This window comes from Allobosea sp. 67-29 (assembly GCF_001898115.1).
GTDB lineage: Bacteria > Pseudomonadota > Alphaproteobacteria > Rhizobiales > Beijerinckiaceae > Allobosea.
Genome location: NZ_MKSQ01000005.1, coordinates 209404 through 230873, shown reverse-complemented (window position 1 = coordinate 230873; position 21470 = coordinate 209404). Strand labels below are relative to the sequence as shown.

Here is a 21470-nt window from a genome sequence, read left to right as displayed (position 1 = left end):
CTCGGCGCCTACGACGCCAGCCGGCGGGCGGATGCACCACGGCGGGGCTGCGTGACCAGGCGCGCGGCAAGCTCGGCCGCGCCCGGCGTGGCGAAACGGTGACCGTCGAGCGCGCGGAAGGCGGCGCTCGCCGCGATGAAGGTGAAGAAGCGCTCGTCGGCGCGCCGGTTGACGAGCCCGGCCTGCGTCTCGCCGACCTCGATGACATAGGCCTGCTGGGCCGGGCTGTGCCGGCCGTCCGGGTAGGATGAAAGGGACATAGCTCTGCTTTCTGTGCCGCCTCGCGGCGCTTGGAACGACGGTGAAACGAGAGGCGATGGGCGCCTGGTGGTCTCAGCGTCGACAGCAGCAGGGCAGGGAACGGGAACGCGGCCGGCTCCGAACGATCCTCGCAACGGTCATATCGGTCTCCTCGATCTGGAGCCCACGACCCAGTCGTGGCGCTTTAGCGTTTGGTGACGCGGCGCAAGCTGCTCGCTCAAATCCCCGCGGCTCCCGGCGAACCGGGAACGTCGCCAATCTCGCCCCTGCGGTCCGATTTGTCAATCGGTTCGTTCTTTTAAAGAAACGATGCGCCGGAGAATACTTTTCCACGCCATGGGCCGCGGGCGTCATTGACGGCCAATCCACCGTGGCAATGCCGCCGCTTGACCGCAGGCGCGGACGAAGGCCATTGATGCCCCATGCCGGCCCGAGCCCGCCTTCTTCCCTGGCTACGCCGCTCCGTCCTCGGGGCATGGCTCGCCATGGCCTATGCGCTGGGCGTGCTCGCCCTCGCGCTGGCGCCGGCTCCCTCGGCGGCTTCGGGCCTGCCGAGCGGCATCCTGCTCTGCTCGGGAGCGCCAGCTCCCAGCGACGGCCAGCCGGCTGTCCCGGCGGGCCCGCTCGGCGAGCTCGGCCATTGCAAGGGCTGCCCGCACAACCCGGTCATCGGCGGCCCGCCGGTGCTCGCGACGGCAGTCGCCAGCCCGGCCGAGAGCCATGTCGCGCTCCCGCCGGTGCAGCAGGACGGCCGGCACCCGCTCTTCGCGACAGGTCTGCCGCCCTCGCGCGCGCCGCCTGCGAGCTGAGTGCGACCGCCCAGGACCCTTTTCGCCATTTTCAGGCCGGACGACCGCGCAGAGTGCCGCGGCGTGGCTTGCCCATCTTCAGGATCATCACGATGAAGCTTTCGCTCTCTCTCGCAGCCGCGGCGCTGGCGCTTTCCGTCTCCTTCGCATCGGCCCATGAATTCAAGCTCGGGCCGCTCAAGATCGGCCATCCCTGGTCGCGTGCGACCCCGGCCGGCGCCAAGGTCGGCGGCGGCTATCTCAGCATCGAGAACACCGGAACGACGCCCGACCGGCTGGTTTCCGTCTCCGTTCCCTTCGCCGCACACGCGGAGATGCACGAGATGGCGATGAAGGACGGCATCATGACCATGCGGCCGCTGGAGAAGGGCATCGAGGTGCCGGCCGGCGGCAAGGTCGAGTTCAAGCCGGGCGGCTACCACATCATGTTCATGAACCTGAAGCAGCCGCTGAAGCAGGGCGAGATGATGAAAGGCACGCTGACCTTCGAAAAGGCGGGCAGCGTCGATGTCGAGTTCAAGGTCGACTCGATCGCCGCCAAGGGCGGAGAGGCCGACCACAAGGGACACTGACGGCTGCGCCCGCCGGTGCCGGCCAGAACCGGTACCGGCGGGTGCTTATTTCACCGCGACGATGATCAGCAGGAAGGCCAGAAGCAGCAGGAGCTGCTTGAGGCTCCAGTTGATCCGGCGAAGCTGGTCGGCGGCGGTCTCCTCGTCAGGCTCGTCCGGATCGAGCGGATCGGGCATCGCAGCCGGTGCAGGCGCGCTCGCCGAAGCGCGGTGCTCCGCGACCGCAGCAGGCCGCCATTCGATGCTCTCGACGAAGCCGCGGGCGGGCACCGTGCCATTTCCGTCCTCCGCCGGGCCGAGATACCAGTCGACCGGCTGCGCGGCCGGAAGACCATGGTCCTCCTCGCGAATCCACAGGCTGGTTGTCGCCTCCAGCGCGAGCCCACCGGCGCGGCCGGAGAGCATCTCGGCCTTCAGGTCGTCGAAGACGGGAGGCGGCAGGAACGCCTCGGCAAATGGCACGGCCTCGCCGTCGTCATCGCGATAGCCGAGCATCAGCAGCAGGCGCGACGATTCTCCGGCAGCGGCGAAGGGGCGCAGCGTCAGGCCCAGCGCGTCGTCCGCCCCTTCCCGTCCGGCGCGGCACAGCCGGCCGGCGGCGATGCGCGCATCGGCCTCGATCCGCCGGGCGTCGCCGAGCTGCCCATCGCGGCTGACATAGCCGCCGACCAGGCGCAGCGCCGCCGCCTCGAGCCGGAAGCGGCGCGTCACGTCCTGCAGGTAACGATGGGGCGAACCGCCGATCGTCATGCGTCCGCCGCTGACGGACATGCTCGCTGTCGGCTGTGATTCGTCCATGCACCTCGTCCTGCTTCGCCGGGACGATAACAGGTCGACGCGCATGCGTCAGGCGAGGCGCTCCTGACATCAGCGCGCCAAGGTCGCAGGATAGAAACAAGACCGTCGCGGAAGGAAACGCCATGTCCGACGAACTCGTGCTCTACACCAACCCGATGTCGCGCGGCCGCATCGCCCGCTGGATGATGGAGGAGCTCGGCCAGCCCTACCGTGCCGAGATCGTCGGCTTCGGCGAGCCGATGAAGGGGCCGGCCTACAAGGCGATCAACCCGATGGGCAAGGTCCCGGCGCTGGTCCATGGCGCGACGATCGTCACCGAATGCGCCGCCATCTGCGCCTATCTCGCCGACGCCTTCCCGCAGGCCGGGCTCGCGCCCGCCCCGGGCGACCGGGCGCGCGGCGCCTATTACCGCTGGATGTTCTTCGCCGCCGGGCCGGTCGAGGCGGCCGTCGCGGCCAAGGCCTTCGGCCTGTCGGCTCCGCCCGAAGCCGCGCGGTCCCTCGGCTACGGCACCTATGCCGATGCGATGGACACGCTCGAACACGCGGTTTCGCAAGGCGCCTACATCGCCGGCGATCGCTTCAGCGCCGCGGACGTCTATGTCGGCTCGCAGATCCAGTGGGGCCTGCAGTTCGGCACGATCGAGAAGCGCCCCGTCTTCGAAGCCTATGGCGCGCGGCTCGCAGAGCGGCCCGCCGCGCAGCGGGCCAAACGGATCGACGACGAACTGATGGCGCAGATGCAGAAGGCCGGCTGAGCGCGGCACGCGCCAGGCGCATGGCGCGCGACCGGTATCACGGGTTGCTGCGTCATGCCGGGCGGTCTACACGGTCGTCGCACGCTGGGCCCTTCGCCCGCCGCGCCTGTCCGCGTGCCCTTTTTGCAGATTCGCCATGAACGACATGACCGCCCTCGCCCGGCCGCGCCACGGCATGGGTTTCTATCCCTTCGTGGGGCTCGCCGCTGCGCTGATGGCGACGAACGCGCTCGCGATCGATTCGATGCTGCCGGCGCTGCCGGAGATGGCCGAGGCGCTCGGCATCGCCGCGGCCAACCAGCGGCAATGGATCATCACCGCCTATCTGCTCGGCTTCGGCGTGTCGCAGATCTTCTACGGCACGATCTCGGACCGCTACGGCCGACGCCCGGTGCTGCTGTTCGGGCTCGCCGTCTATGTGCTGGCGAGCATCGGCGCGGCACTGTCCAACTCGTTCGAGGCGATGATGGTCGCCCGCGTGATCCAGGGTGTCGGAGCGGCGGCGACACGCGTGCTCACGGTCTCGATCGTGCGGGACTGCTATTCGGGACGCGACATGGCGCGGGTGATGTCGCTCGCCCTGATCGTCTTCCTCGCCGTCCCGATCCTCGCTCCCTCCATCGGCCAGGCCATCCTCGTCGTGGCGCCGTGGCGCTGGATCTTCGGCATCCTGACCGCCTTCGGTGCCGGGGTGATGCTGTGCGTGGCGTTCAAGCTGCCGGAGACGCAGCATCCCGAGGATCGCAAGCCGATCGACGTCGCCAACGTCTCCGCCGCCTTCCGCACCACGCTGACCAGCCGGATCGGCGTCGGCTACATGCTGGCGATGGCCTTCGTGCTCGGCGGCTTGTTCGGCTTCATCAACTCGGCGCAGCAGGTCTTCGTCGACGTCTTCGAGGTGCCCCATCTCTTCACGATCGTCTTCGCCGCGATCGCGCTGTTCATGGCGGCGGCCTCGCTGCTGAATTCGCGCATCGTCGGACGGCTGGGCATGCGCCGCGTCTCGCATGGCGCGCTGATCGGCTACATCCTGTTCACCGGCACGCACGCGCTGATCGCGCTGTCCGGCCACGAGACGTTGCTGCTCTTCGCGCTGTTCCAGGGCGGGGCGATGTTCTGCTTTGGCCTGATCGGACCGAATTTCGGTGCGCTCGCGATGGATCCGCTCGGCCATGTCGCGGGAACGGCCTCGTCCGTCCAGGGCTTCGTCACCACGGTGGTGGGCGCCCTGCTCGGCTTCTATATCGGCCAGCATTTCGACGGGACGGTCGTGCCGATCACGCTCGGCTTCGCCCTGTGCGGGCTGGTCGCGCTGATCATCGTGCTGATCGTGGAGAAGGGCCGGCTCTTCCATCCGGCTCCCGGACGCATCTGAGGCGTCCGTCTCGTTCCGCCGCCTCCGGCGACGGACAGGCCCCGAATCCTTGCGCAATCGAATCCGTACGATCGAGATTCGTCGTGGCTCGGGAAGCGATATCGCCGCCGCTCGTCTTCCCGCATTCGCAAGATCGCCTCACCCTCCCGGGCGAAAGCGGCGACCTGCCTCCTCAGTGCATCGGCGTCCGAAGCGTCAGGCGACCTTCAGATTGACCGCCGCGTTCTTGCCGGTCTTCCGGTCGGGCTCGAGATCATAGCTGATCTTCTGCCCCTCGCTCAGCCCGCGCAGGCCGGAGCGCTCGACCGCGCTGATATGAACGAATACGTCACTCCCGCCCTGGTCGGGGGTAATGAAGCCGTAGCCCTTCGTCTCGTTGAACCATTTGACGGTTCCCGTACTCACGTCCGCTTCCTTCCTCTCTCAGGCGCCGGGCCGACCCGGCGCGATACTGTAGGTGGCATTTCGTCGCGGTTGCAACGACGCGGCGCACAAAACCTTGCCGCGAGAGCGAAGAGGCCAGGGGACGCAATGCCGCCCGCGCAGCCCTGCTCCCGAAGCGAGAGCCCTTGCGATGGCGCCGCCGCTCCCGCATGAACGGCGGCAGGACATTCGACCGGGAGACAAGCCATGAGCAACTATGTGATCGACCCGCCGGCCGTGACCGCCGTTCCCGTCGCCGGCGGCGGCTCCTTCCCGGTGCGTCGCGTCTTCTGCGTCGGGCGCAACTATGCCGAACACACCCGCGAGATGGGCGGCGACCCCGACCGCGAGGAGCCGTTCTTCTTCACCAAGCCGGCCGATGCGCTGCTGATCAACGGCGCCGACATGCCCTACCCGACCAAGACCAAGGACCTCCACCACGAGATGGAGCTCGTCGTCGCCATCGGCACCGGCGGGAAGGACATTCCCGAATCGGAGGCGCTGGCCCATGTCTACGGCTACGCCGCCGGGCTCGACATGACACGGCGCGACCTTCAGAACGCGGCCAAGAAGACCGGGCGCCCCTGGGACATGAGCAAGGGCTTCGACTTCTCCGGGCCGGTCGGCGAGATCGTGCCGGCGAGCCAGGCCGGGCACCCCAGCGCTGGCAAGATCGCGCTCACCGTCAACGGCGTGGTGCGCCAGAGCTCCGACCTCGCCAAGCAGATCTGGAACGTCGAGGAAACGATCGCCTATCTCTCGGGGCTGGTCGAGCTCAAGCCGGGCGACCTGATCTTCACCGGCACGCCGGAAGGCGTGGCCGCCGTCAAGCACGGCGATGTACTGGAAGGCGAGATCGCCGGCGTCGGCACGGTCCGGACCCGGATCGTCTGACCGCGCCACACGACAAGGACAGCATCATGCCCCTGACCTCCGACGCCTCGGGCGTCTTCCCGATCGCGCCGACGCCGTTCAACCCGGATGGCAGCGTCGACTGGCATTCGGCCGACCGGCTGTTCGAGTTCTACCACGGGATCGGCGCCGACGGGACGACCGTGCTCGGCATCATGGGCGAGGCGCCGAAGCTCGAGCCCGAGGAATCGGTCGGGCTGGTCAAGCGCGCGGTGGCGAAGATGGCCGGCAAGCCGATCATCGTCGGCGTCTCGGCGCCCGGCTTCGCCGCGATGCGCTCGCTCGCGCGGCAGGTGATGGACCTCGGCGCCGGCGGCGTGATGATCGCCCCGCCGCCCTCGCTTCGCACCGACGACCAGATCACCGGCTACTACGCGCAGGCCGTCGAGGCGATCGGCAGCGACATCCCCTTCGTCATCCAGGACTACCCGCTGACGCTCTCGGTGGTGATGACGCCTGCCGTGATCCGCAAGATCATCATGGACAACCCCTCCTGCGTGATGCTGAAGCACGAGGACTGGCCGGGGCTGGAGAAGATCTCGACGCTGCGCAAGTTCCAGAAGGAAGGCTCGCTGCGGCCGATCTCGATCGTGACCGGCAATGGCGGGCTGTTCCTCGATTTCGAGATGGAGCGCGGCGCCGACGGCGCCAACACCGGCTATGCCTTCCCCGAGCTGCTGATCGACGTGGTTCGCCTGCAGAAGGCCGGCAAGCGGGACGAGGCGCATGACATCTTCGACGCGCATCTGCCGCTGATGCGCTACGAACAGCAGCAGGGCGTCGGCCTCGCCGTGCGCAAATACGTCATGGCGAAGCGCGGCATCCTCAGCCACGACTCCCAGCGCAAGCCGGGCTCGGCTCTCAGCGCCGCGGGCAAGGCCGAGGTCGATTACCTGCTGAGCCGCATCGCGAAGCACGATCCGCGCGCCGCGATCTGACCTTCGGCCATGCGGGTTCGCCTCCGACGCCGTTCCGCTGCCGCGGAGCGGCGCGGGCCACTGGAGCGCCGGACCGAAAGGTGGAATCCACTTTTCGAAAAATGCGATGCTCCAGCCTTGAGATCGATCATCGGTATCGCGCCCGGTCGGACGCGCGACGATCTAGCGCTCGCGCCGCCTGACGCGGCGGATGAACTCGTTCAGCGCCAGCAGCACCAGCGCCAGGATGAAGGGCAGCAGGTAGTAGATGACGCGGAACAGCAACAAGGCGCCGAGAACATATTCGAAAGGCAGCCGGTTGAGCGCGACCAGCATCGTCGCCTCGAAGACGCCGAGACCTCCCGGCGAATGGCTGGCAATGCCGATCAGGCAACCGAAGATATAGGCCGCGAGGAAGGTCGGATAGTCCAGGCCGTAGCCGCCCGGCAGCAGCACGAAGAGCACCGCGGCGGCGGCGCAGACCTCGCAGGCGCCGAGCGCCATCTGACCCAGAGTGGTGCCGAGGCCCGGCAGGTGCAGGTTCCAGCCCTTGACGCGCAGCGTACGCTCGTCGGTCGCGATCCAGACGAGATAACCCAGGGTGGCCAGCGAAATCAGCCCGCCCACGACCTGGACGACGATGGGCGAGGTCCGGGCCAGCATCGCGACCGAATCGGCCGAATAGAACAGGCTGGCGCAGAGGATCGCCCCGAGCCCGAGCCAGAAGGTCAGCCCGGCGATGACCGTCAGGCTCGCCACCTCGGAGGCGCGCACGCCCTTGGGCGAATAGATCCAGTAGCGCACCGTGCCGCCTGTCACGATCGGGAAACCGAGCGTGAAAGAGACCGAATAGCTGGTGAAGGAAGCAAGCGCGGTGGTGCGATAGGGGATCGAGAGGCCGAGCCGTCGCAGGGCCAGCGCGTCGTAGCCGGTGAGCAGCAGATAGCTCAGCGCGGTGAAGCCCGCCGCGAGCCCGAGCTGGCGCAGGCTCGCATTGGAGAAGGCCGCGGCGAGATCCCCGGGATTCATCCGGCTGACGATGTGCCAGAGCACCGCGAGCGAGGCCGCGAAGATCAGGATGCTCGCCAGCGGTCCGAGCCACCACCAGCGGCTGCGCCGGCGCAGGTGGCTTCCCGACAGATGCGGTCCTGGCTCGTTAGGGCCGAACGACATGCGCTCTCTGGGTTGCGCGCCGCTTGCGGATCGCGATGGCGCGGGGACGGACGAGAGGGCGCGGCCGCGCCCCGGCCCGACAGATAACGCCTCGGCGGCGATGCACAAGCCGGTGCGGCGAATGAGCCCCATGAAGCAGGGACGTGAACGGCCCTTGCCCTCTTGCCGGCCGGACCGGTCGCGTGTCCGGAACCTCGGGCCGCCACCGACGTTGCGCCTGCAGGAGCGTCGGCCGGGGATTCAGCAAGGAGCGATGCCATGCCACGCGGCGACAAATCCGCTTACACCGACAAGCAGAAGCGCAAGGCCGAGCATATCGAGGACGGCTACGAGGAACGCGGCGTCTCCCACGAGGAGGCGGAGCGACGCGCCTGGGCGACGGTGAACAAGGAGAGTGGCGGCGGCAACAAATCGGGCTCCGGCCGCGGCAAGCCCGACACGAACGCCGCCGCGAAGCGCGGCGGCAAGCGGGGCGGAGAGGCCTCCGCCGCGCGGCCTGCCGCCGAACGCTCGGCCTCGGCGAAGAAGGCGGCGGAAACCCGCCGGAAGCACGCCTCCTGAACCGGCTCCGCGGCAGTTGCCCCGGCCTCAGCCCCCGATGTTGAAGGCCGCCAGCGCCGCCATGTTGACGATGTCGGAGTCCTTGGCGCCGAGCGGCACGATCTGGATCGGCTTGTCGAGGCCGACGATCAGCGGGCCGATCACGGTCGAGCCGCCCAGCTCCTGCAGAAGCTTGGTCGAGATCGAGGCGGAGTGGAAGGCCGGCATCACCAGGACGTTGGCCGGCCCCGAAAGGCGGCAGAACGGATACTGGCTCATCAGTTCCCGGTTGAGCGCGACATCGGCCGCCATCTCGCCGTCATACTCGAAATCGACGCGCTGGCCGTCGAGGATGTTCACGGCCTCGCGGACCTTTTCCGAGCGCTCGCCGGCCGGATGGCCGAAGGTCGAGAAGGCGAGCATGCCGACCTTGGGCTCGTAGCCGAGGCGCCGGCCGACGCCCGCCGCCTCGATCGCGATGTCGGCCAGCTCCCGCGCCGTCGGCATCTCGGTGATCGCGGTGTCGGCCACCAGCACGGTGCGGTCGCGCGAGATCACGATCGAGACGCCGATGACCCGGTGCCCCGGCTTCTCGTCGATGACGCGGCGGACCTCTTCCAGCGCGATCGAGTAGTTGCGGGTCACGCCGGTCACCATCGCATCGGCATCGCCCAGCGCCACCATGGCCGCGGCAAAATGGTTGCGGTCCTGGTTGATCAGGCGCTGGCAGTCACGGAACAGATAGCCCTCGCGCTGCAGCCTCTCATAGAGATACTGGGCGTAGGCGGCGTTGCGATGCGACAGCCGGGCGTTCTGGATCTCGATGCCCTTGCCCTCCAGATCGACGCCGAGAAAGGCGGCGGCTTCGGCGATGCGGTCCTCGCGGCCGACGAGGATGGCCTGACCGAGCCCCTGGTTGACGAAAGAGGCGGCGGCACGGATCACCTGCTCCTCCTCGCCCTCGGCGAAGACGACCCGCTTCGGATAGCGGCGAACCCGCTCGAAGATGCGGTTGAGCGTGCCGGCGATCGGATCGCGCCGGGCCGAGAGCTGCGCCTTGTAGGCGGCGGTGTCGACGATGGGCTTGCCGGCCACGCCGGTCTCCATCGCGGCCTTGGCCACGGCCATCGGCACCACCTGGATCAGGCGCGGGTCGAACGGCACCGGGATGATGTAGTCCTTGCCGTAGCGCGGACGCGATCCCTGATAGGCGGCCGCGACCTCGTCGGGCACGTCCTCGCGGGCCAGCATCGCCAGCGCCTCCGCCGCCGCGATCTTCATCTCCATGTTGATCGTCGTGGCGCGCACGTCGAGCGCGCCACGGAAGATGAAGGGAAAGCCGAGGACGTTGTTGACCTGGTTGGGGTAGTCGGAGCGCCCGGTCGCCATGATGGCGTCGTCGCGCACTTCGGCGACCTCCTCCGGCGTGATCTCGGGATCGGGGTTGGCCATGGCGAAGATGATCGGGTTCGGCGCCATGGAGGCGACCATTTCCTTCGTCACCGAACCCTTCTGCGACAGGCCGAAGAAGGCGTCCGCCCCTTCCAGCGCCTGCGCCAGCGTGCGCCGGTCGGTCACGGCGGCATGGGCCGATTTCCACTGGTTCATGCCCTCGGTGCGGCCCTGGTAGATCACGCCCTTGGTGTCGCAGAGGATGACGTTGTCGGGCTTGAAGCCCATCGCCTTCAGCAGTTCGATGCAGGCGATGGCGGCGGCGCCGGCGCCGTTGATCACGAGCTTCGTCGAGATGATGTCGCGGCCGGTCAGGTCGAGCGCATTGACGAGGCCGGCGGCGGCGATGATCGCGGTGCCGTGCTGGTCGTCATGGAAGACGGGAATGTCCATCAGCTCGCGCAGGCGCTGCTCGATGATGAAGCATTCCGGCGCCTTGATGTCCTCGAGATTGATGCCGCCGAAGGAGGGGCCGAGGTAGCGCACCGCCTCGATGAACTTGTCCGGATCCTCGGTGTCGACCTCGAGGTCGATCGAATCGACGTCGGCGAAGCGCTTGAACAGCACCGACTTGCCTTCCATCACCGGCTTGGAGGCGAGCGCGCCGAGATTGCCGAGGCCCAGGATGGCCGTGCCGTTGGAGATCACCGCGACGAGGTTCGAGCGGGTGGTGTAGTCGTAGGCCCGCGACGGGTCTTCCGCGATCGCCAGCACCGGCACCGCCACGCCCGGCGAATAGGCCAGCGAGAGGTCGCGCTGCGTCGCCATCGGCTTGGTCGGGACGATCTCGAGCTTGCCGGGCCGCCCTTGCGAGTGGAACAGCAGCGCCTCCTGGTCGGTGAAGGTCGGGCGGGTGCGCTTCTTCGGGCGGTCGGTCATGAACGGCGTCTTTTTCTTGAGCGTTTCCTCAGGGGGACCGACCATAGGGCACCGCGGCGCCGCACCACAAGCAGCAGCCTTCGCCAGGACCCATGCCGGAATCGATAAAATCGCCGGGCCGGCTCAGAGCCGGCTGCGGACCCGCCGGACGAACTCGCCGACATAGCGGTCGAGGGCGTCGGCCTGCTCGTCGACCCGGCGGGCAGCCTCCGCCACCCGGATCGCCGCATCGCCGGTGACGCGCGCCTCGGCGCCGACCGCGCCGATGTTGACGCTGACCGAATCGGTGCTCGCCGCGACGGCCTGGGCGTCGGCCGCGATGCCGCCGGCGATATCGGCCTGCCGGTTGACCACGGACGCGATCGCGCCGGAGGTCTCCTCGATCGTGGTCATCGTGTCCTGGATCCGCGCGACGGCCTCGAAGGTGGTGGCGGCGGCCTGCCGGATGTCGCTCAACGTCGCGGCGATGTCGCGCGTCGCCTTCTGCGTCTGTTCGGCGAGCGTCTTCACCTCACCCGCGACGACGGCGAAGCCGCGTCCCGCAGCGCCGGCGCGCGCCGCCTCGATCGTCGCGTTGAGCGCGAGCAGATTGGTGCGGGCCGCGATCTCCTCGATGAAGTCGAGTACGGCGCGGACCTTGTCGGCGGCTTCCGCCAGGCCCGCGACGTCCTGCCGCGTGCTGCGAACATAGCTCGCCGCGGCCCGGACCGTCTCGTCGGCATGGTCGGTCTGCCGGGTGAGTTCGCGGATCGAGGCCTCGATCTCCTCGGCCGCGACCGCCACGCTGCCGACCCGCCGCGAAGCGCTGCCCGCCTCCTGGGTCACGCCGTCGGCCCGCTGCGTCGTCTGGTTGGCACTGCCGACCATCTGTCCGGCTGCGGCATGCATGTCCCGGATCGCCGTGCCGACATCGCCCAGGGCCTTGCCGACCGTGCGCTCCAGATCGCCCGCCAGTTCGTCGAGGGCGATCTTCCGCTGGCTTTCGACCTCGTTGCGACGGGCCTCCAGCGTCTTTTCCGCCGTGACGTCGAGCAGGATGCCGTCCCAAACGAAGCTCCCGTCGGCCAGGCGGCGGCGCGTCGACTCGCTGCGCAGCCAGACGGTGCCGCCATCGGGCGCGTGATAGCGCGCCTCGAAGCGCCAGACCTGGCTGAGGGCCATGTCCTCGCGGCGCTGGCTGTCGAAGCGCGCGCGATCCTCGGCGAACATCTTGCCGAGCCAGACCTCCGGATCGCGCTCGACATCGGCGCGCGCGATGCCGAGCGCCTTGTCGATGGAAAAGGAAGCGAACTGATAGGACAGCACGCCCTCCGGCTTGAGGAGGCACTGATAGAGTGTGCCCGGAGCCCGCTGGATCAATGTCCGCAGCCGGTAGGCCGTCTCGCGGCGATCGTTGTCGTGAATGACGACGATCCCGGTGAGGATAATGCCGACCGAGCTGACCAGGATCATCGCCGGCACGGCCTCGCGCAAAAAGCGCTCTCCCGCGTCGCCGGGGATCAGGGGTACGGACGCCAGCAGGCAGACCGCGTCGAGCGAGCACAGCAGGATCAGGTCGCGCAGCATCAGGGGCCGGTGCCGCCGCGCCATCCAGACCGAAAAGGCGATGCCGATCAGCATGCGCAGCACGATGCCGCTGATGCCCGTCGCCATGCCCACGCCGCCGGTCATGTAGCGCGCCAGCACGAGCGGCGCTGCCGTCAGCACCGCCGCCCAGGGCCCGCCGATCGGGCCTGCCAGGATGGCGAAGGTGTTGCGCGAATCGACGACCAGGCCGGGCTGCATCTCGACCGGGTTCGCCATGCTGACGAGGGCGCCGGCGGCGAAGAGCAGGCCGACGGCGCAGGCGCGCAGCCAGGCGCGCCCTGCGATCCAGGGAGCGAGCACCGTCAGCACCAGCCCGGCGAACAGCAGGAAGAACAGGCTCTGGACGAGATTGATCAGCAAGCGGAGCGGCCTTCTGCCGGAATCGGCGCCGCGATCCTGCTTTCAATTGTTGAAAGCCGTCCTAACGGATGGCCTCGGCCACGCATTTTGCTAGCTTGCCGGCGCGATGCGCCACAGCCCTCCCAGCGAAGCCACCCGTTCCGCCGCGCCGGCCGAGGCTGCGCCCGAGCGCGTGACGCCGATGATGGCGCAATACATCGAGATCAAGGCCGCCAATCCGGACTGCCTGCTGTTCTACCGGATGGGCGATTTCTACGAATTGTTCTTCCGCGACGCCGAGATTGCCTCGCGCACGCTCGGCATCGTGCTGACCAAGCGCGGCAAGCACCAGGGCGACGACATCCCGATGTGCGGCGTGCCGGTCGATCGCGCCGACGACTACCTGCAGCGCCTGATCGCTGCCGGCCACCGCGTCGCGGTCTGCGAGCAGACCGAGGATCCGGCCGAGGCCAAGAAGCGCGGCAACAAATCGGTGGTGAAGCGCGACGTGGTCCGCCTCGTCACCCCCGGCACCATCACCGAGGAGCGGCTGCTCGAGCCCGACCGCGCCAGCCTGCTGATCGCGGTCGCGCGGCGCAAGACCGGCGAGGCGGCCTCGCTCTACGGCCTCGCCGCCATCGACATCTCGACCGGCCGCTTCACCGTGATGGAGACGCCGCAGGAGCGGCTCGGCATCGAGTTCTCGCGGCTGGAGCCGCGCGAGATCATCTGCCCCGATGCGATCCATGACGATCCCGAGCTGAAGGAATTCTGGCGCGAGATCGCGGTGCCGGTGACGCCGCTCGCGCGCGACGGGCTCGACGCGGCTTCCGCCGAACGGCGCCTGAAGGAGTTCTTCGGCGTCGCGACGCTCGACGCCTTCGGCCATTTCAGCCGTGCCGAGATCGCCGCCGCCGGCGCGGCGCTGGCCTATGTCGAACGCACCCAGCTCGGGGCGCGGCCGCCGCTCTCCGCCCCCGTGCGCGATTCCGGCTCGGCGACGATGCTGATCGACGCTGCAACCCGCGCGAATCTGGAGCTGACGCGCACGCTCGGCGGCGAGCGCCAGGGCAGCCTGCTCGCCACCATCGACCGCACGGTGACGCCGGGCGGCGCCCGCCTGCTGGCCGAATGGCTCGCCGGCCCGCTGACAGACCCGGCCGCGATCGCAGCCCGTCACGATGCCGTCGAGCTGCTGGTCGCGAATGGCGCGCTGCGCGAGGATCTGCGGCGGGCGCTGGAAAAAGTGCCCGACGTGGCCCGCGCTCTGGCGCGGCTCTCGCTCGACCGTGGCGGTCCGCGCGATCTCGCCGCGCTCGGAGCCGGCCTCACCGCCGCCCGCGAGGTCGCCGCCCTGCTGGTGCGCCGCGGCGATCTGCCGGCCGAACTCGCCCGCGCTGCGCGGGCGCTCGGCGAGACCGATCCCGACCTGCCCCGGCGCCTGACCGAGGCCCTGGCGGAGGAATTGCCGCTCAACCGTCGCGACGGCCGCTTCGTGCGCGAAGGCCACGACGCGACGCTGGACGAGTTGCGCCTGCTGCAGGTCGATTCACGCAAGGTCATCGCCCAGCTCCAGGCGCGCTATGCCACCGAGACCGGCTGCCGGACGCTGCGCATCAAGCACAACGCCATGCTCGGCTATTTCGTCGAGGTGCCGCAGGCGATGGGCGAGGAGTTCCTGAAGGAGCCCTGGCGCGCCACCTTCGTGCATCGCCAGACCATGTCGGACGCGATGCGCTTCTCCTCGGTCGAGCTCTCCGAGCTCGAAGCCAGGATCGCCTCCGCCGCCGACCGGGCGCTGAAGCTCGAGCTCGCCATCTTCGCGCAGTTGACCGAGATGGTGCTGGCGCAGGCCGAGCCGATCAAGGAGGCGGCGCTGGCGCTGGCAGGGCTGGACGTCGTTGCGGCGCTGGCCGACCTCGCCGCCCGCGAGGGCTGGAGCCGGCCTGTCATCGATTCCAGCGTGGCCTTTACCATCGAGCGCGGCCGCCACCCCGTCGTCGAAGCGGCGCTGAAGCGCGACGGCAAGCCCTTCGTCGCCAACGACACCGAATTGTCGCCGCCGGGCACCGAGGCCAAGGGCGGGCGCATCTGCCTGATCACCGGTCCGAACATGGCCGGCAAGTCGACCTTCCTGCGCCAGAACGCCCTGATCGCTGTGCTGGCGCAGATGGGCTCATTCGTCCCGGCGGCGAGCGCCCATATCGGCATCGTCGACCGGCTGTTCTCGCGCGTCGGCGCCGCCGATGACCTCGCGCGCGGCCGCTCGACCTTCATGGTCGAGATGGTCGAGACCGCGGCGATCCTGAACCAGGCCGGCCCGCGTGCGCTCGTCATCCTCGACGAGATCGGGCGGGGCACCGCGACCTTCGACGGGCTTTCGATCGCCTGGGCGGCGATCGAGAACCTGCACGAGGTCAATCGCTGCCGCAGCCTGTTCGCGACGCACTACCACGAGCTCACCGCGCTCGGGGACCGGCTCGACCGCGTCGCCAATGCCACCGTGCGCGTCACCGAATGGAAGGGAGAGGTCGTCTTCCTGCACGAGGTGGTTCCGGGCGCCGCCGATCGCTCCTACGGCATCCAGGTCGCCAAGCTCGCCGGGTTGCCGCCGGCCGTGGTGGAACGGGCGCGGGCCATCCTCGGCGAGCTGGAGAAGACCGAGCGCGAGAAGCCGGTCGCCTCGCTGGTCGACGATCTGCCGCTCTTCGCCGCGCCGGTCCGGCGCCCGGTGCCGGCCGTCGCCGACGATCAGCCCGACGAACTGCGCGAGGCGCTGGCCGGGGTCGAGCCGGACGAGATGACCCCGCGCGAGGCGCTCGAAGCGCTCTATCGCCTGAAGGGCCTCGCCTGAGGGTCGGCTCGCCATGGCAGCCCTCGTCCTGAGGAGCCGCGAAGCCGCGTCTCGAAGGATTGAGGGCTCGTCCATTTTCCGGCTTGACCCGAGAAGGTGATCGGTGGGCCGCGCCTGTGGCCATCGCCGCCGGCCCCTGCTAAAGCGGGGCCGTCTTCAGCCAGGGCTTGAGAGGCCAGCATGCGTTCGGGCGAAGTGAAGCGCCGCACCAACGAGACCGACATCGCGGTCTCGCTCACGATCGACGGCACCGGCAAGGCCGAGATCTCGACCGGCATCGGCTTCTTCGACCATATGCTCGATCTGTTCGCCCGCCATGCGCTGATCGATCTCAAGGTCAAGGTGAAAGGCGACACCCATATCGACGACCATCACTCGGTCGAGGATGCCGGCATCGCGCTCGGCGAAGCGCTGAAGCAGGCGCTCGGCGACAAGAAGGGCATCCGCCGCTATGCCGACGTGCATCTGCCGATGGACGAGACGCTGACCCGCGTCGCGGTCGACGTCTCGGGCCGGCCCTTCCTCGTCTTCCGCACCGCATTCACGGCGCAGAAGATCGGGACCTTCGACACCGAGCTGGTACGCGAGTTCTTCCAGGCCTTCGCGATCAATGCCGGGCTGACGCTCCATGTCGAGACGCTCTACGGCGACAACGCCCATCACATCGCCGAGAGTTGCTTCAAGGGGCTGGCGCGGGCGCTCAGGCAGGCGCTCGAGGTGGATCCGCGCGAAGGCGGGCGGGTTCCCTCGACCAAGGGCGCGCTCTGAGGAGGCGAGGATGGCGTTCTACACCGTGATGACGCCGCCCCCGAGCGAAGCCGGCGGACACGAGGCGATCGAGCGCGCCCGCGTCATGCCGGACGGCTTCAGCTGGGGAGCTTTCCTGTTTCAGGGGCTCTGGCTGCTCGGCAGCCGCCTCTGGCTGGCGACGCTGCTGTTCACGCTGGCCTGGCTGGCGCTGTTCCTGCTGCAGACCCGCATCGGCTTCCATCCGACCGCTCTCGGGCTGATCTACTGGACCATCGCCCTGTTCCTCGGCATCGAGGGACGCAACCTCGTGGTCCGCAAGCTCAGCCGGAAAGGCTGGGTTCTCGCGGATGTCGTCGAGGCGCGCTCGCTGGCGGAGGCCGAACGCCGCTATTTCGAGCGTGCACTTGCGGACGGGCCGGCCTTGCCGCCGCACGCCGGAGCGCCGGCGCCGGTGCGACCGAGCGGGCCGCTGCCGATCATCGGTCTCTTCCCGGAGGCACAGGGACGATGACTCAATCCGTCGCCATCATCGACTACGGCTCGGGCAATCTGCATTCGGCGGCGAAGGCCTTCGAGCGCGCGGCAGCCGAATCCGGCATTGCTTCGACCGTCCACGTCACCAGCGACACGGCGGTCGTGCGCGCTGCCGACCGCATCGTGCTGCCGGGCGTCGGCGCCTTCGCCGATTGCCGGCGCGGGCTCGACGCCGTGCCGGGCATGGTCGAGGTGCTGGAAGAAGTCGTGCGGGCCAAGGGCCGCCCCTTCCTCGGCATCTGCGTCGGGATGCAGTTGCTGGCCTCGCGCGGACTCGAATACACCGTGACCGAAGGCCTCGGCTGGATCGCGGGCGATGTCGCGCTGATCAAGCCGCGGGACGAAAGCCTGAAGATTCCGCATATGGGCTGGAACACGCTCCACCAGCAGCAGGAGCATCCGCTGCTTGCCGGCATCGAGACCGGCCCGCAGGGGTTGCACGCCTACTTCGTGCACTCCTATGCGCTGGTTCCGGCGCGAGCCGAGGATGTGGTCGCGCTGACCGACCATGGCGGGCCGGTCACCGCGATGGTCGCACGCGACAACGTCGCCGGCACGCAGTTTCACCCGGAGAAGAGCCAGACGCTCGGCCTCAAGCTCATCGCCAATTTCCTGGGCTGGAAACCGTGATCCTCTTTCCCGCGATCGACCTCAAGGAAGGCCGCTGCGTCCGCCTCAAGCAGGGCGACATGGCGCAGGCCACGATCTTCAACGACGACCCGGCCGCGCAGGCCGCCGCCTTCGAGGCGCAAGGGTTCAAGTGGCTGCATGTCGTCGATCTCGACGGCGCCTTCGCCGGCAAGCCGATGAATGCGGCCGCCGTCGAGGCGATCCTCGCCCGCGTCGCCTTCCCGGTGCAGCTCGGCGGCGGCATCCGCGACATGAAAACGGTCGCGGGCTGGCTCGAAAAGGGCGTCCGCCGCGTCATCATCGGCACGGCGGCGGTGCGCGATCCCGGCTTCGTGCGCGAGGCGGCCAAGGCCTTTCCGGGGCAGGTCGCGGTCGGCATCGACGCGCGCGACGGCTATGTCGCGGTCGAGGGCTGGGCCGAGACCTCGACGCTGTCGGCCGCCGATCTCGGCCGGCGCTTCGAGGATGCCGGCGTCGCCGCGATCATCTACACCGACATCGCCCGCGACGGCATGCTGGAGGGTATCAACTGGGACGGCACGATCGCGCTGGCGCAAGCCGTCTCGATCCCGGTGATCGCCTCTGGCGGGCTCGCCTCGATGGCCGATATCGAGCGCCTCTGCGCAGCCGACGCGGCGATCCTCGAAGGCGCGATCACGGGCCGGGCGCTCTATGACGGGCGGATCGATCCGGCCGCGGCGCTCGCGCGGTTGGCCGAAGCGACCAAGGGAGCAGCGGCATGACCCTGAAGACCCGCATCATCCCCTGCCTCGACGTCAAGGACGGCCGCGTCGTCAAGGGCGTGAAGTTTCTCGACCTCGTCGATGCCGGCGACCCGGTCGAGGCCGCCAAGGCCTATGACGCGGCCGGCGCCGACGAGCTCTGCTTCCTCGACATCACCGCGAGCCACGAGGACCGCGGCATCCTGCTCGACGTGGTGACGCGCACGGCAGAGGCCTGCTTCATGCCGCTGACCGTCGGCGGCGGGGTGCGCAAGGTCGAGGACATCCGTGCGCTGCTGCTCGCCGGGGCCGACAAGGTCTCGATCAACACGGCCGCCGTCACGAACCGACAGTTCGTCAAGGAAGCGGCCGAGAAATTCGGCGACCAGTGCATCGTCGTCGCCATCGACGCCAAGCAGGTGACGCCAGGCCGCTGGGAGATCTTCACCCATGGCGGGCGCAACGCGACCGGCATCGAGGCGACCGCCTTCGCGCGCGAGGTCGTCTCGCTCGGGGCGGGCGAATTGCTGGTGACCTCGATGGACAAGGACGGCACCAAGTCCGGCTATGACCTCGGGCTGACGCGGGCGATCGCGGACGCGGTCTCGGTGCCGGTCATCGCATCGGGCGGCGTCGGCGATCTCGACGACCTCGTCGCCGGGGTGAGCGAAGGCCATGCCTCGGCCGTCCTCGCCGCCTCGATCTTCCATTTCGGCACCTACACCATCGGCCAGGCGAAGGCGCATATGGCCGAAGCCGGCCTCAGGATGAGGCTGGTCTGATGGCCGGATTCACGCTCGCCGATCTCGAGGCCCGCGTCGCCGAGCGCGCCGCCGCCTCGCCCGAGGAATCCTGGACGGCGAAGCTGCTGGCCGCCGGACCCGAGCGGGCCGCCAAGAAGTTCGGCGAGGAGGCGGTCGAAGCCGTCATCGCCGCCGTGAAGGGCGACCGTGCCGAGCTGATCGCCGAGAGTGCCGATGTGCTGTATCATCTTTTGGTCGTGCTCAGGGCACGCGATGTTGCATTGCAGGACGTCTTGAGCCAGCTTGAGGCCCGCACGGCCCGTTCCGGCCTGGCGGAAAAGGCCGCCCGGCCGCGTTGAGTACCGCGAGGACCCGCCGAGGATGACCTTTCCAGGGATGACCGCGCGTTGAATCTCGAAGCCTGGATTGCGGGCCGCGTCATGGACCAGCGCCTGATCTCCACCCCTCCGGAACGCGACCTGATCTCGCCCTACCGCGTCTTCTCGCGGGACGAGTGGGCGCATCTGCGCGCCGATGCGCCGCTGACGCTCTCCGTCGACGACCTGACCAAGCTGCAATCGCTCAACGACCCGATCTCGCTCGACGAGATCGTCGCAATCTACCTGCCGCTGTCGCGGCTGCTCTCGCTCTACGTCGCTGCGACGCAGGGGCTGTTCAAGGCGACGCAGCGCTTCCTGCTGGCCGAATCCGAGCCCAAGGTGCCCTATATCATCGGCGTCGCCGGCTCGGTCGCGGTCGGCAAGTCGACGACGGCGCGCGTGCTCAAGGCCCTGCTCTCGCGCTGGCCCAACACGCCCAAGGTCGAGCTCGTCACCACCGACGGATTCCTGCTGCCGAATGCCGAGCTCGAGCGGCGCGGGCTGATGGGACGGAAGGGCTTTCCCGAAAGCTATGACGGCGCGGCGATCCTGCGCTTCCTCTCGGACGTGAAGGCCGGCAAGCCGCAGGTGACCGCGCCGGTCTACTCGCATCTCGTCTACGACGTCATCCCGGGCGAGACGGTCACCGTCGAGCGGCCGGACATCCTGATCCTGGAGGGGCTGAACGTCCTGCAGCCGAGCCGGATGCCGAAGGACGGAACGTTGATCCCCTTCGTCTCCGACTATTTCGACTTCTCGGTCTATCTCGACGCCGACGAGAATGACCTGCACCGCTGGTATGTCAACCGCTTCATGACGCTGCGCCAGACCGCCTTCCGCGATCCGCGCTCCTTCTTCCGCAAATATGCCGAGATCGCCGAAGACGAGGCTCTCGCCATCGCCGAAAGGCTCTGGACCGGCATCAACCTGCCCAATCTGCAGGAGAACATCCTGCCGACCCGCCAGCGCGCCAGCCTGATCCTGACCAAGGGCGCGAGCCACCGCATCCAGCAGGTCGCCCTGCGGCGGCTCTAGAGCGGCGACGCGGCGCGTTCCATGGACCGATCCGGCCCTTCCGCTGGCACGGCCTGCTGATGGAGACCTTCTGGTCTCTCGCCGGCATGGCAGGGGCCGCCTTCGTCGCGGCAACACTGCTGCCGGCCCAGTCCGAGGCCGTGTTCGTCGGGCTGCTGGCGGCCGGGCGCGTCGATCCGCTCGCCCTCTTCGTCACCGCGAGCCTGGCCAACACGGCCGGATCCGTCCTCAACTGGTGGCTGGGCCAGCTGATCGCGAGGCGCGGCGTCGAGGCCCTGCCCGCGCGGCTTCGCCCCGACCCGGTGCAATTCGACAAGGCGCGCGGCTGGTTCGCCCGCTTCGGCTGGCCGTCCCTGCTCTTCGCATGGCTGCCCGTCGCCGGCGATCCGCTGACCTTCGTCGCCGGCACGCTGAACTTCCCGCTCGGACGCTTCGTGCTGCTGGTGCTGGCGGGCAAGGCCGGGCGCTATGCGGCGCTATGGGCGGGATGGACCACCTTCGTCTGAGGCGGGCCGGCGATGTCGCAGGCGAGTAAGCGGCCTGCCGATGCCGTTGGGGGGCACGGAATCGCTTCCGGCAATTGCGAAACCGGTCGCGGCGGGCTACCAGCGAGACTGTCCGTTCAAGGAGACTACATGATGAGCATCCAGCGTATCCAGCCCGGCCCCCGCATGTCCAAGGCCGTGGTCCACGGCGACACCGTCTATCTGGCCGGTCAGGTCTGCGACAAGGCGGCCGGCAAGAGCGTCGGCGAGCAGACGCAGGAGATCCTGAGCATCATCGACGGGCTCCTTGCGGAGGCCGGCACGGACAAGTCGAAGCTGCTGATGGTCAACATCTGGCTCGCCGACATGTCGACCTTCGCCGAGATGAACGCTGTCTGGGACAAGTGGGTCGTCGCCGGCGCCACCCCCGGCCGCGCCACGGTGGAGGCCAAGCTGGCCGCGCCGCAGTTCACCGTCGAGATCGCCGTCATCGCGGCGAAATGAGATTGCGGGCATCGGGTCGGCGGCCGCAGGGCCGCCGT

At 68.8% G+C, this 21470-nt stretch carries 23 protein-coding genes; 17 read left to right on the top strand and 6 right to left on the bottom strand.

Annotated elements, in window-relative coordinates:
- Positions 1 to 8: 8 nt before the first annotated feature.
- On the bottom strand, positions 9 to 260 hold the full coding sequence (locus tag BGO20_RS01640) for a hypothetical protein (protein WP_291662943.1): 252 nt from the start codon (positions 258 to 260) through the stop codon (positions 9 to 11).
- A 423-nt stretch (positions 261 to 683) separates the two neighbouring features.
- Here BGO20_RS01640 and BGO20_RS01635 point away from each other — a divergent pair, with 423 nt between their 5' ends.
- Together BGO20_RS01635 and BGO20_RS01630 are read left to right on the top strand one after the other, a co-directional pair.
- Positions 684 to 1070 carry a hypothetical protein gene (locus tag BGO20_RS01635; protein WP_291662941.1) on the top strand — a complete coding sequence of 129 codons (387 nt, stop codon included), beginning with the start codon at positions 684 to 686 and terminating at the stop codon, positions 1068 to 1070.
- Between the two features lie 92 nt (positions 1071 to 1162).
- Entirely contained in the window at positions 1163 to 1642 is a 480-nt protein-coding gene (locus BGO20_RS01630) for a copper chaperone PCu(A)C (protein ID WP_291662939.1), read from the top strand.
- A 45-nt stretch (positions 1643 to 1687) separates the two neighbouring features.
- Here BGO20_RS01630 and BGO20_RS01625 read toward each other — a convergent pair whose 3' ends face one another.
- Positions 1688 to 2440, bottom strand: a complete 753-nt coding sequence (locus BGO20_RS01625; protein ID WP_291662937.1) for a hypothetical protein — start codon at positions 2438 to 2440, stop codon at positions 1688 to 1690.
- A gap of 122 nt (positions 2441 to 2562) precedes the next feature.
- On the opposite strand from BGO20_RS01625, the gene BGO20_RS01620 reads away from it, so the two are divergent.
- Both BGO20_RS01620 and BGO20_RS01615 read left to right on the top strand, forming a co-directional pair.
- The gene (locus tag BGO20_RS01620) at positions 2563 to 3198 is read left to right on the top strand and encodes a glutathione S-transferase family protein (RefSeq protein ID WP_291662936.1); all 636 of its coding nucleotides are present in this window, start codon (positions 2563 to 2565) and stop codon (positions 3196 to 3198) included.
- A gap of 136 nt (positions 3199 to 3334) precedes the next feature.
- A complete protein-coding gene (locus tag BGO20_RS01615; protein WP_291662935.1) occupies positions 3335 to 4573 on the top strand; it encodes a multidrug effflux MFS transporter in 1239 nt (412 codons plus the stop codon).
- Between the two features lie 195 nt (positions 4574 to 4768).
- Here BGO20_RS01615 and BGO20_RS01610 read toward each other — a convergent pair whose 3' ends face one another.
- A complete protein-coding gene (locus BGO20_RS01610) occupies positions 4769 to 4978 on the bottom strand; it encodes a cold-shock protein (RefSeq protein ID WP_291662933.1) in 210 nt (69 codons plus the stop codon).
- Positions 4979 to 5203: 225 nt separating this feature from the next.
- Here BGO20_RS01610 and BGO20_RS01605 point away from each other — a divergent pair, with 225 nt between their 5' ends.
- Together BGO20_RS01605 and BGO20_RS01600 are read left to right on the top strand one after the other, a co-directional pair.
- Entirely contained in the window at positions 5204 to 5890 is a 687-nt protein-coding gene (locus BGO20_RS01605; protein ID WP_291662931.1) for a fumarylacetoacetate hydrolase family protein, read from the top strand.
- A gap of 26 nt (positions 5891 to 5916) precedes the next feature.
- The gene (locus tag BGO20_RS01600; protein WP_291662929.1) at positions 5917 to 6846 is read left to right on the top strand and encodes a dihydrodipicolinate synthase family protein; all 930 of its coding nucleotides are present in this window, start codon (positions 5917 to 5919) and stop codon (positions 6844 to 6846) included.
- Between the two features lie 162 nt (positions 6847 to 7008).
- Here BGO20_RS01600 and BGO20_RS01595 read toward each other — a convergent pair whose 3' ends face one another.
- A complete protein-coding gene (locus BGO20_RS01595; protein WP_291662928.1) occupies positions 7009 to 7998 on the bottom strand; it encodes a lysylphosphatidylglycerol synthase domain-containing protein in 990 nt (329 codons plus the stop codon).
- 258 nt (positions 7999 to 8256) lie between these two features.
- On the opposite strand from BGO20_RS01595, the gene BGO20_RS01590 reads away from it, so the two are divergent.
- The gene (locus BGO20_RS01590) at positions 8257 to 8559 is read left to right on the top strand and encodes a plasmid stabilization protein (protein WP_291662926.1); all 303 of its coding nucleotides are present in this window, start codon (positions 8257 to 8259) and stop codon (positions 8557 to 8559) included.
- Positions 8560 to 8586: 27 nt separating this feature from the next.
- On the opposite strand, the gene BGO20_RS01585 is transcribed toward BGO20_RS01590, so the two are convergent.
- The gene (locus tag BGO20_RS01585; protein ID WP_291662924.1) at positions 8587 to 10869 is read right to left on the bottom strand and encodes an NADP-dependent malic enzyme; all 2283 of its coding nucleotides are present in this window, start codon (positions 10867 to 10869) and stop codon (positions 8587 to 8589) included.
- A 123-nt stretch (positions 10870 to 10992) separates the two neighbouring features.
- The gene (locus BGO20_RS01580; RefSeq protein ID WP_291662923.1) at positions 10993 to 12816 is read right to left on the bottom strand and encodes a methyl-accepting chemotaxis protein; all 1824 of its coding nucleotides are present in this window, start codon (positions 12814 to 12816) and stop codon (positions 10993 to 10995) included.
- A 106-nt stretch (positions 12817 to 12922) separates the two neighbouring features.
- On the opposite strand from BGO20_RS01580, the gene mutS reads away from it, so the two are divergent.
- The 10 genes from mutS to BGO20_RS01530 all read left to right on the top strand — a co-directional run bounded on the left by mutS (position 12923) and on the right by BGO20_RS01530 (position 21432).
- Positions 12923 to 15649, top strand: coding sequence for a DNA mismatch repair protein MutS (gene mutS, locus BGO20_RS01575; RefSeq protein WP_291662922.1), 2727 nt, complete (start codon positions 12923 to 12925; stop codon positions 15647 to 15649).
- Positions 15650 to 15829: 180 nt separating this feature from the next.
- The gene (gene hisB, locus BGO20_RS01570) at positions 15830 to 16417 is read left to right on the top strand and encodes an imidazoleglycerol-phosphate dehydratase HisB (RefSeq protein ID WP_291662921.1); all 588 of its coding nucleotides are present in this window, start codon (positions 15830 to 15832) and stop codon (positions 16415 to 16417) included.
- 10 nt (positions 16418 to 16427) lie between these two features.
- Positions 16428 to 16910 carry a DUF2628 domain-containing protein gene (locus tag BGO20_RS01565; RefSeq protein ID WP_291662920.1) on the top strand — a complete coding sequence of 161 codons (483 nt, stop codon included), beginning with the start codon at positions 16428 to 16430 and terminating at the stop codon, positions 16908 to 16910.
- Positions 16907 to 17563 carry an imidazole glycerol phosphate synthase subunit HisH gene (hisH, locus tag BGO20_RS01560; RefSeq protein WP_291662919.1) on the top strand — a complete coding sequence of 219 codons (657 nt, stop codon included), beginning with the start codon at positions 16907 to 16909 and terminating at the stop codon, positions 17561 to 17563. The genes BGO20_RS01565 and hisH overlap by 4 nt, the downstream gene beginning before the upstream one ends.
- On the top strand, positions 17560 to 18306 hold the full coding sequence (hisA, locus tag BGO20_RS01555) for a 1-(5-phosphoribosyl)-5-[(5-phosphoribosylamino)methylideneamino]imidazole-4-carboxamide isomerase (protein WP_465245981.1): 747 nt from the start codon (positions 17560 to 17562) through the stop codon (positions 18304 to 18306). Before hisH ends, hisA begins: the two co-directional genes overlap by 4 nt.
- Entirely contained in the window at positions 18303 to 19067 is a 765-nt protein-coding gene (hisF, locus tag BGO20_RS01550) for an imidazole glycerol phosphate synthase subunit HisF (protein WP_291662918.1), read from the top strand. The genes hisA and hisF overlap by 4 nt, the downstream gene beginning before the upstream one ends.
- Positions 19067 to 19387 carry a phosphoribosyl-ATP diphosphatase gene (locus BGO20_RS01545; protein WP_291662917.1) on the top strand — a complete coding sequence of 107 codons (321 nt, stop codon included), beginning with the start codon at positions 19067 to 19069 and terminating at the stop codon, positions 19385 to 19387. Before hisF ends, BGO20_RS01545 begins: the two co-directional genes overlap by 1 nt.
- 81 nt (positions 19388 to 19468) lie before the next feature.
- Entirely contained in the window at positions 19469 to 20443 is a 975-nt protein-coding gene (gene coaA, locus BGO20_RS01540; protein WP_291663490.1) for a type I pantothenate kinase, read from the top strand.
- Positions 20444 to 20502: 59 nt separating this feature from the next.
- Positions 20503 to 20949, top strand: coding sequence for a YqaA family protein (locus BGO20_RS01535; RefSeq protein ID WP_291662916.1), 447 nt, complete (start codon positions 20503 to 20505; stop codon positions 20947 to 20949).
- 132 nt (positions 20950 to 21081) lie between these two features.
- Complete coding sequence (locus BGO20_RS01530) at positions 21082 to 21432, top strand: RidA family protein (RefSeq protein ID WP_291663488.1); 351 nt, start codon at positions 21082 to 21084, stop codon at positions 21430 to 21432.
- The last annotated feature ends 38 nt before the right edge of the window (positions 21433 to 21470 follow it).

What these genes read in the sequence shown, in the direction of transcription:
- BGO20_RS01640 (WP_291662943.1), bottom strand. Translation starts at nt 260, where the DNA reads ATGTCCCTTTCATCCTACCCGGACGGCCGGCACAGCCCGGCCCAGCAG.
- BGO20_RS01635 (WP_291662941.1), top strand. Translation starts at nt 684, where the DNA reads ATGCCGGCCCGAGCCCGCCTTCTTCCCTGGCTACGCCGCTCCGTCCTC.
- BGO20_RS01630 (WP_291662939.1), top strand. Translation starts at nt 1,163, where the DNA reads ATGAAGCTTTCGCTCTCTCTCGCAGCCGCGGCGCTGGCGCTTTCCGTC.
- BGO20_RS01625 (WP_291662937.1), bottom strand. Translation starts at nt 2,440, where the DNA reads ATGGACGAATCACAGCCGACAGCGAGCATGTCCGTCAGCGGCGGACGC.
- BGO20_RS01620 (WP_291662936.1), top strand. Translation starts at nt 2,563, where the DNA reads ATGTCCGACGAACTCGTGCTCTACACCAACCCGATGTCGCGCGGCCGC.
- BGO20_RS01615 (WP_291662935.1), top strand. Translation starts at nt 3,335, where the DNA reads ATGAACGACATGACCGCCCTCGCCCGGCCGCGCCACGGCATGGGTTTC.
- BGO20_RS01605 (WP_291662931.1), top strand. Translation starts at nt 5,204, where the DNA reads ATGAGCAACTATGTGATCGACCCGCCGGCCGTGACCGCCGTTCCCGTC.
- BGO20_RS01600 (WP_291662929.1), top strand. Translation starts at nt 5,917, where the DNA reads ATGCCCCTGACCTCCGACGCCTCGGGCGTCTTCCCGATCGCGCCGACG.
- BGO20_RS01595 (WP_291662928.1), bottom strand. Translation starts at nt 7,998, where the DNA reads ATGTCGTTCGGCCCTAACGAGCCAGGACCGCATCTGTCGGGAAGCCAC.
- BGO20_RS01590 (WP_291662926.1), top strand. Translation starts at nt 8,257, where the DNA reads ATGCCACGCGGCGACAAATCCGCTTACACCGACAAGCAGAAGCGCAAG.
- BGO20_RS01585 (WP_291662924.1), bottom strand. Translation starts at nt 10,869, where the DNA reads ATGACCGACCGCCCGAAGAAGCGCACCCGCCCGACCTTCACCGACCAG.
- mutS (WP_291662922.1), top strand. Translation starts at nt 12,923, where the DNA reads ATGCGCCACAGCCCTCCCAGCGAAGCCACCCGTTCCGCCGCGCCGGCC.
- hisB (WP_291662921.1), top strand. Translation starts at nt 15,830, where the DNA reads ATGCGTTCGGGCGAAGTGAAGCGCCGCACCAACGAGACCGACATCGCG.
- BGO20_RS01565 (WP_291662920.1), top strand. Translation starts at nt 16,428, where the DNA reads ATGGCGTTCTACACCGTGATGACGCCGCCCCCGAGCGAAGCCGGCGGA.
- hisH (WP_291662919.1), top strand. Translation starts at nt 16,907, where the DNA reads ATGACTCAATCCGTCGCCATCATCGACTACGGCTCGGGCAATCTGCAT.
- hisF (WP_291662918.1), top strand. Translation starts at nt 18,303, where the DNA reads ATGACCCTGAAGACCCGCATCATCCCCTGCCTCGACGTCAAGGACGGC.
- BGO20_RS01545 (WP_291662917.1), top strand. Translation starts at nt 19,067, where the DNA reads ATGGCCGGATTCACGCTCGCCGATCTCGAGGCCCGCGTCGCCGAGCGC.
- coaA (WP_291663490.1), top strand. Translation starts at nt 19,469, where the DNA reads ATGGACCAGCGCCTGATCTCCACCCCTCCGGAACGCGACCTGATCTCG.
- BGO20_RS01535 (WP_291662916.1), top strand. Translation starts at nt 20,503, where the DNA reads ATGGAGACCTTCTGGTCTCTCGCCGGCATGGCAGGGGCCGCCTTCGTC.
- BGO20_RS01530 (WP_291663488.1), top strand. Translation starts at nt 21,082, where the DNA reads ATGAGCATCCAGCGTATCCAGCCCGGCCCCCGCATGTCCAAGGCCGTG.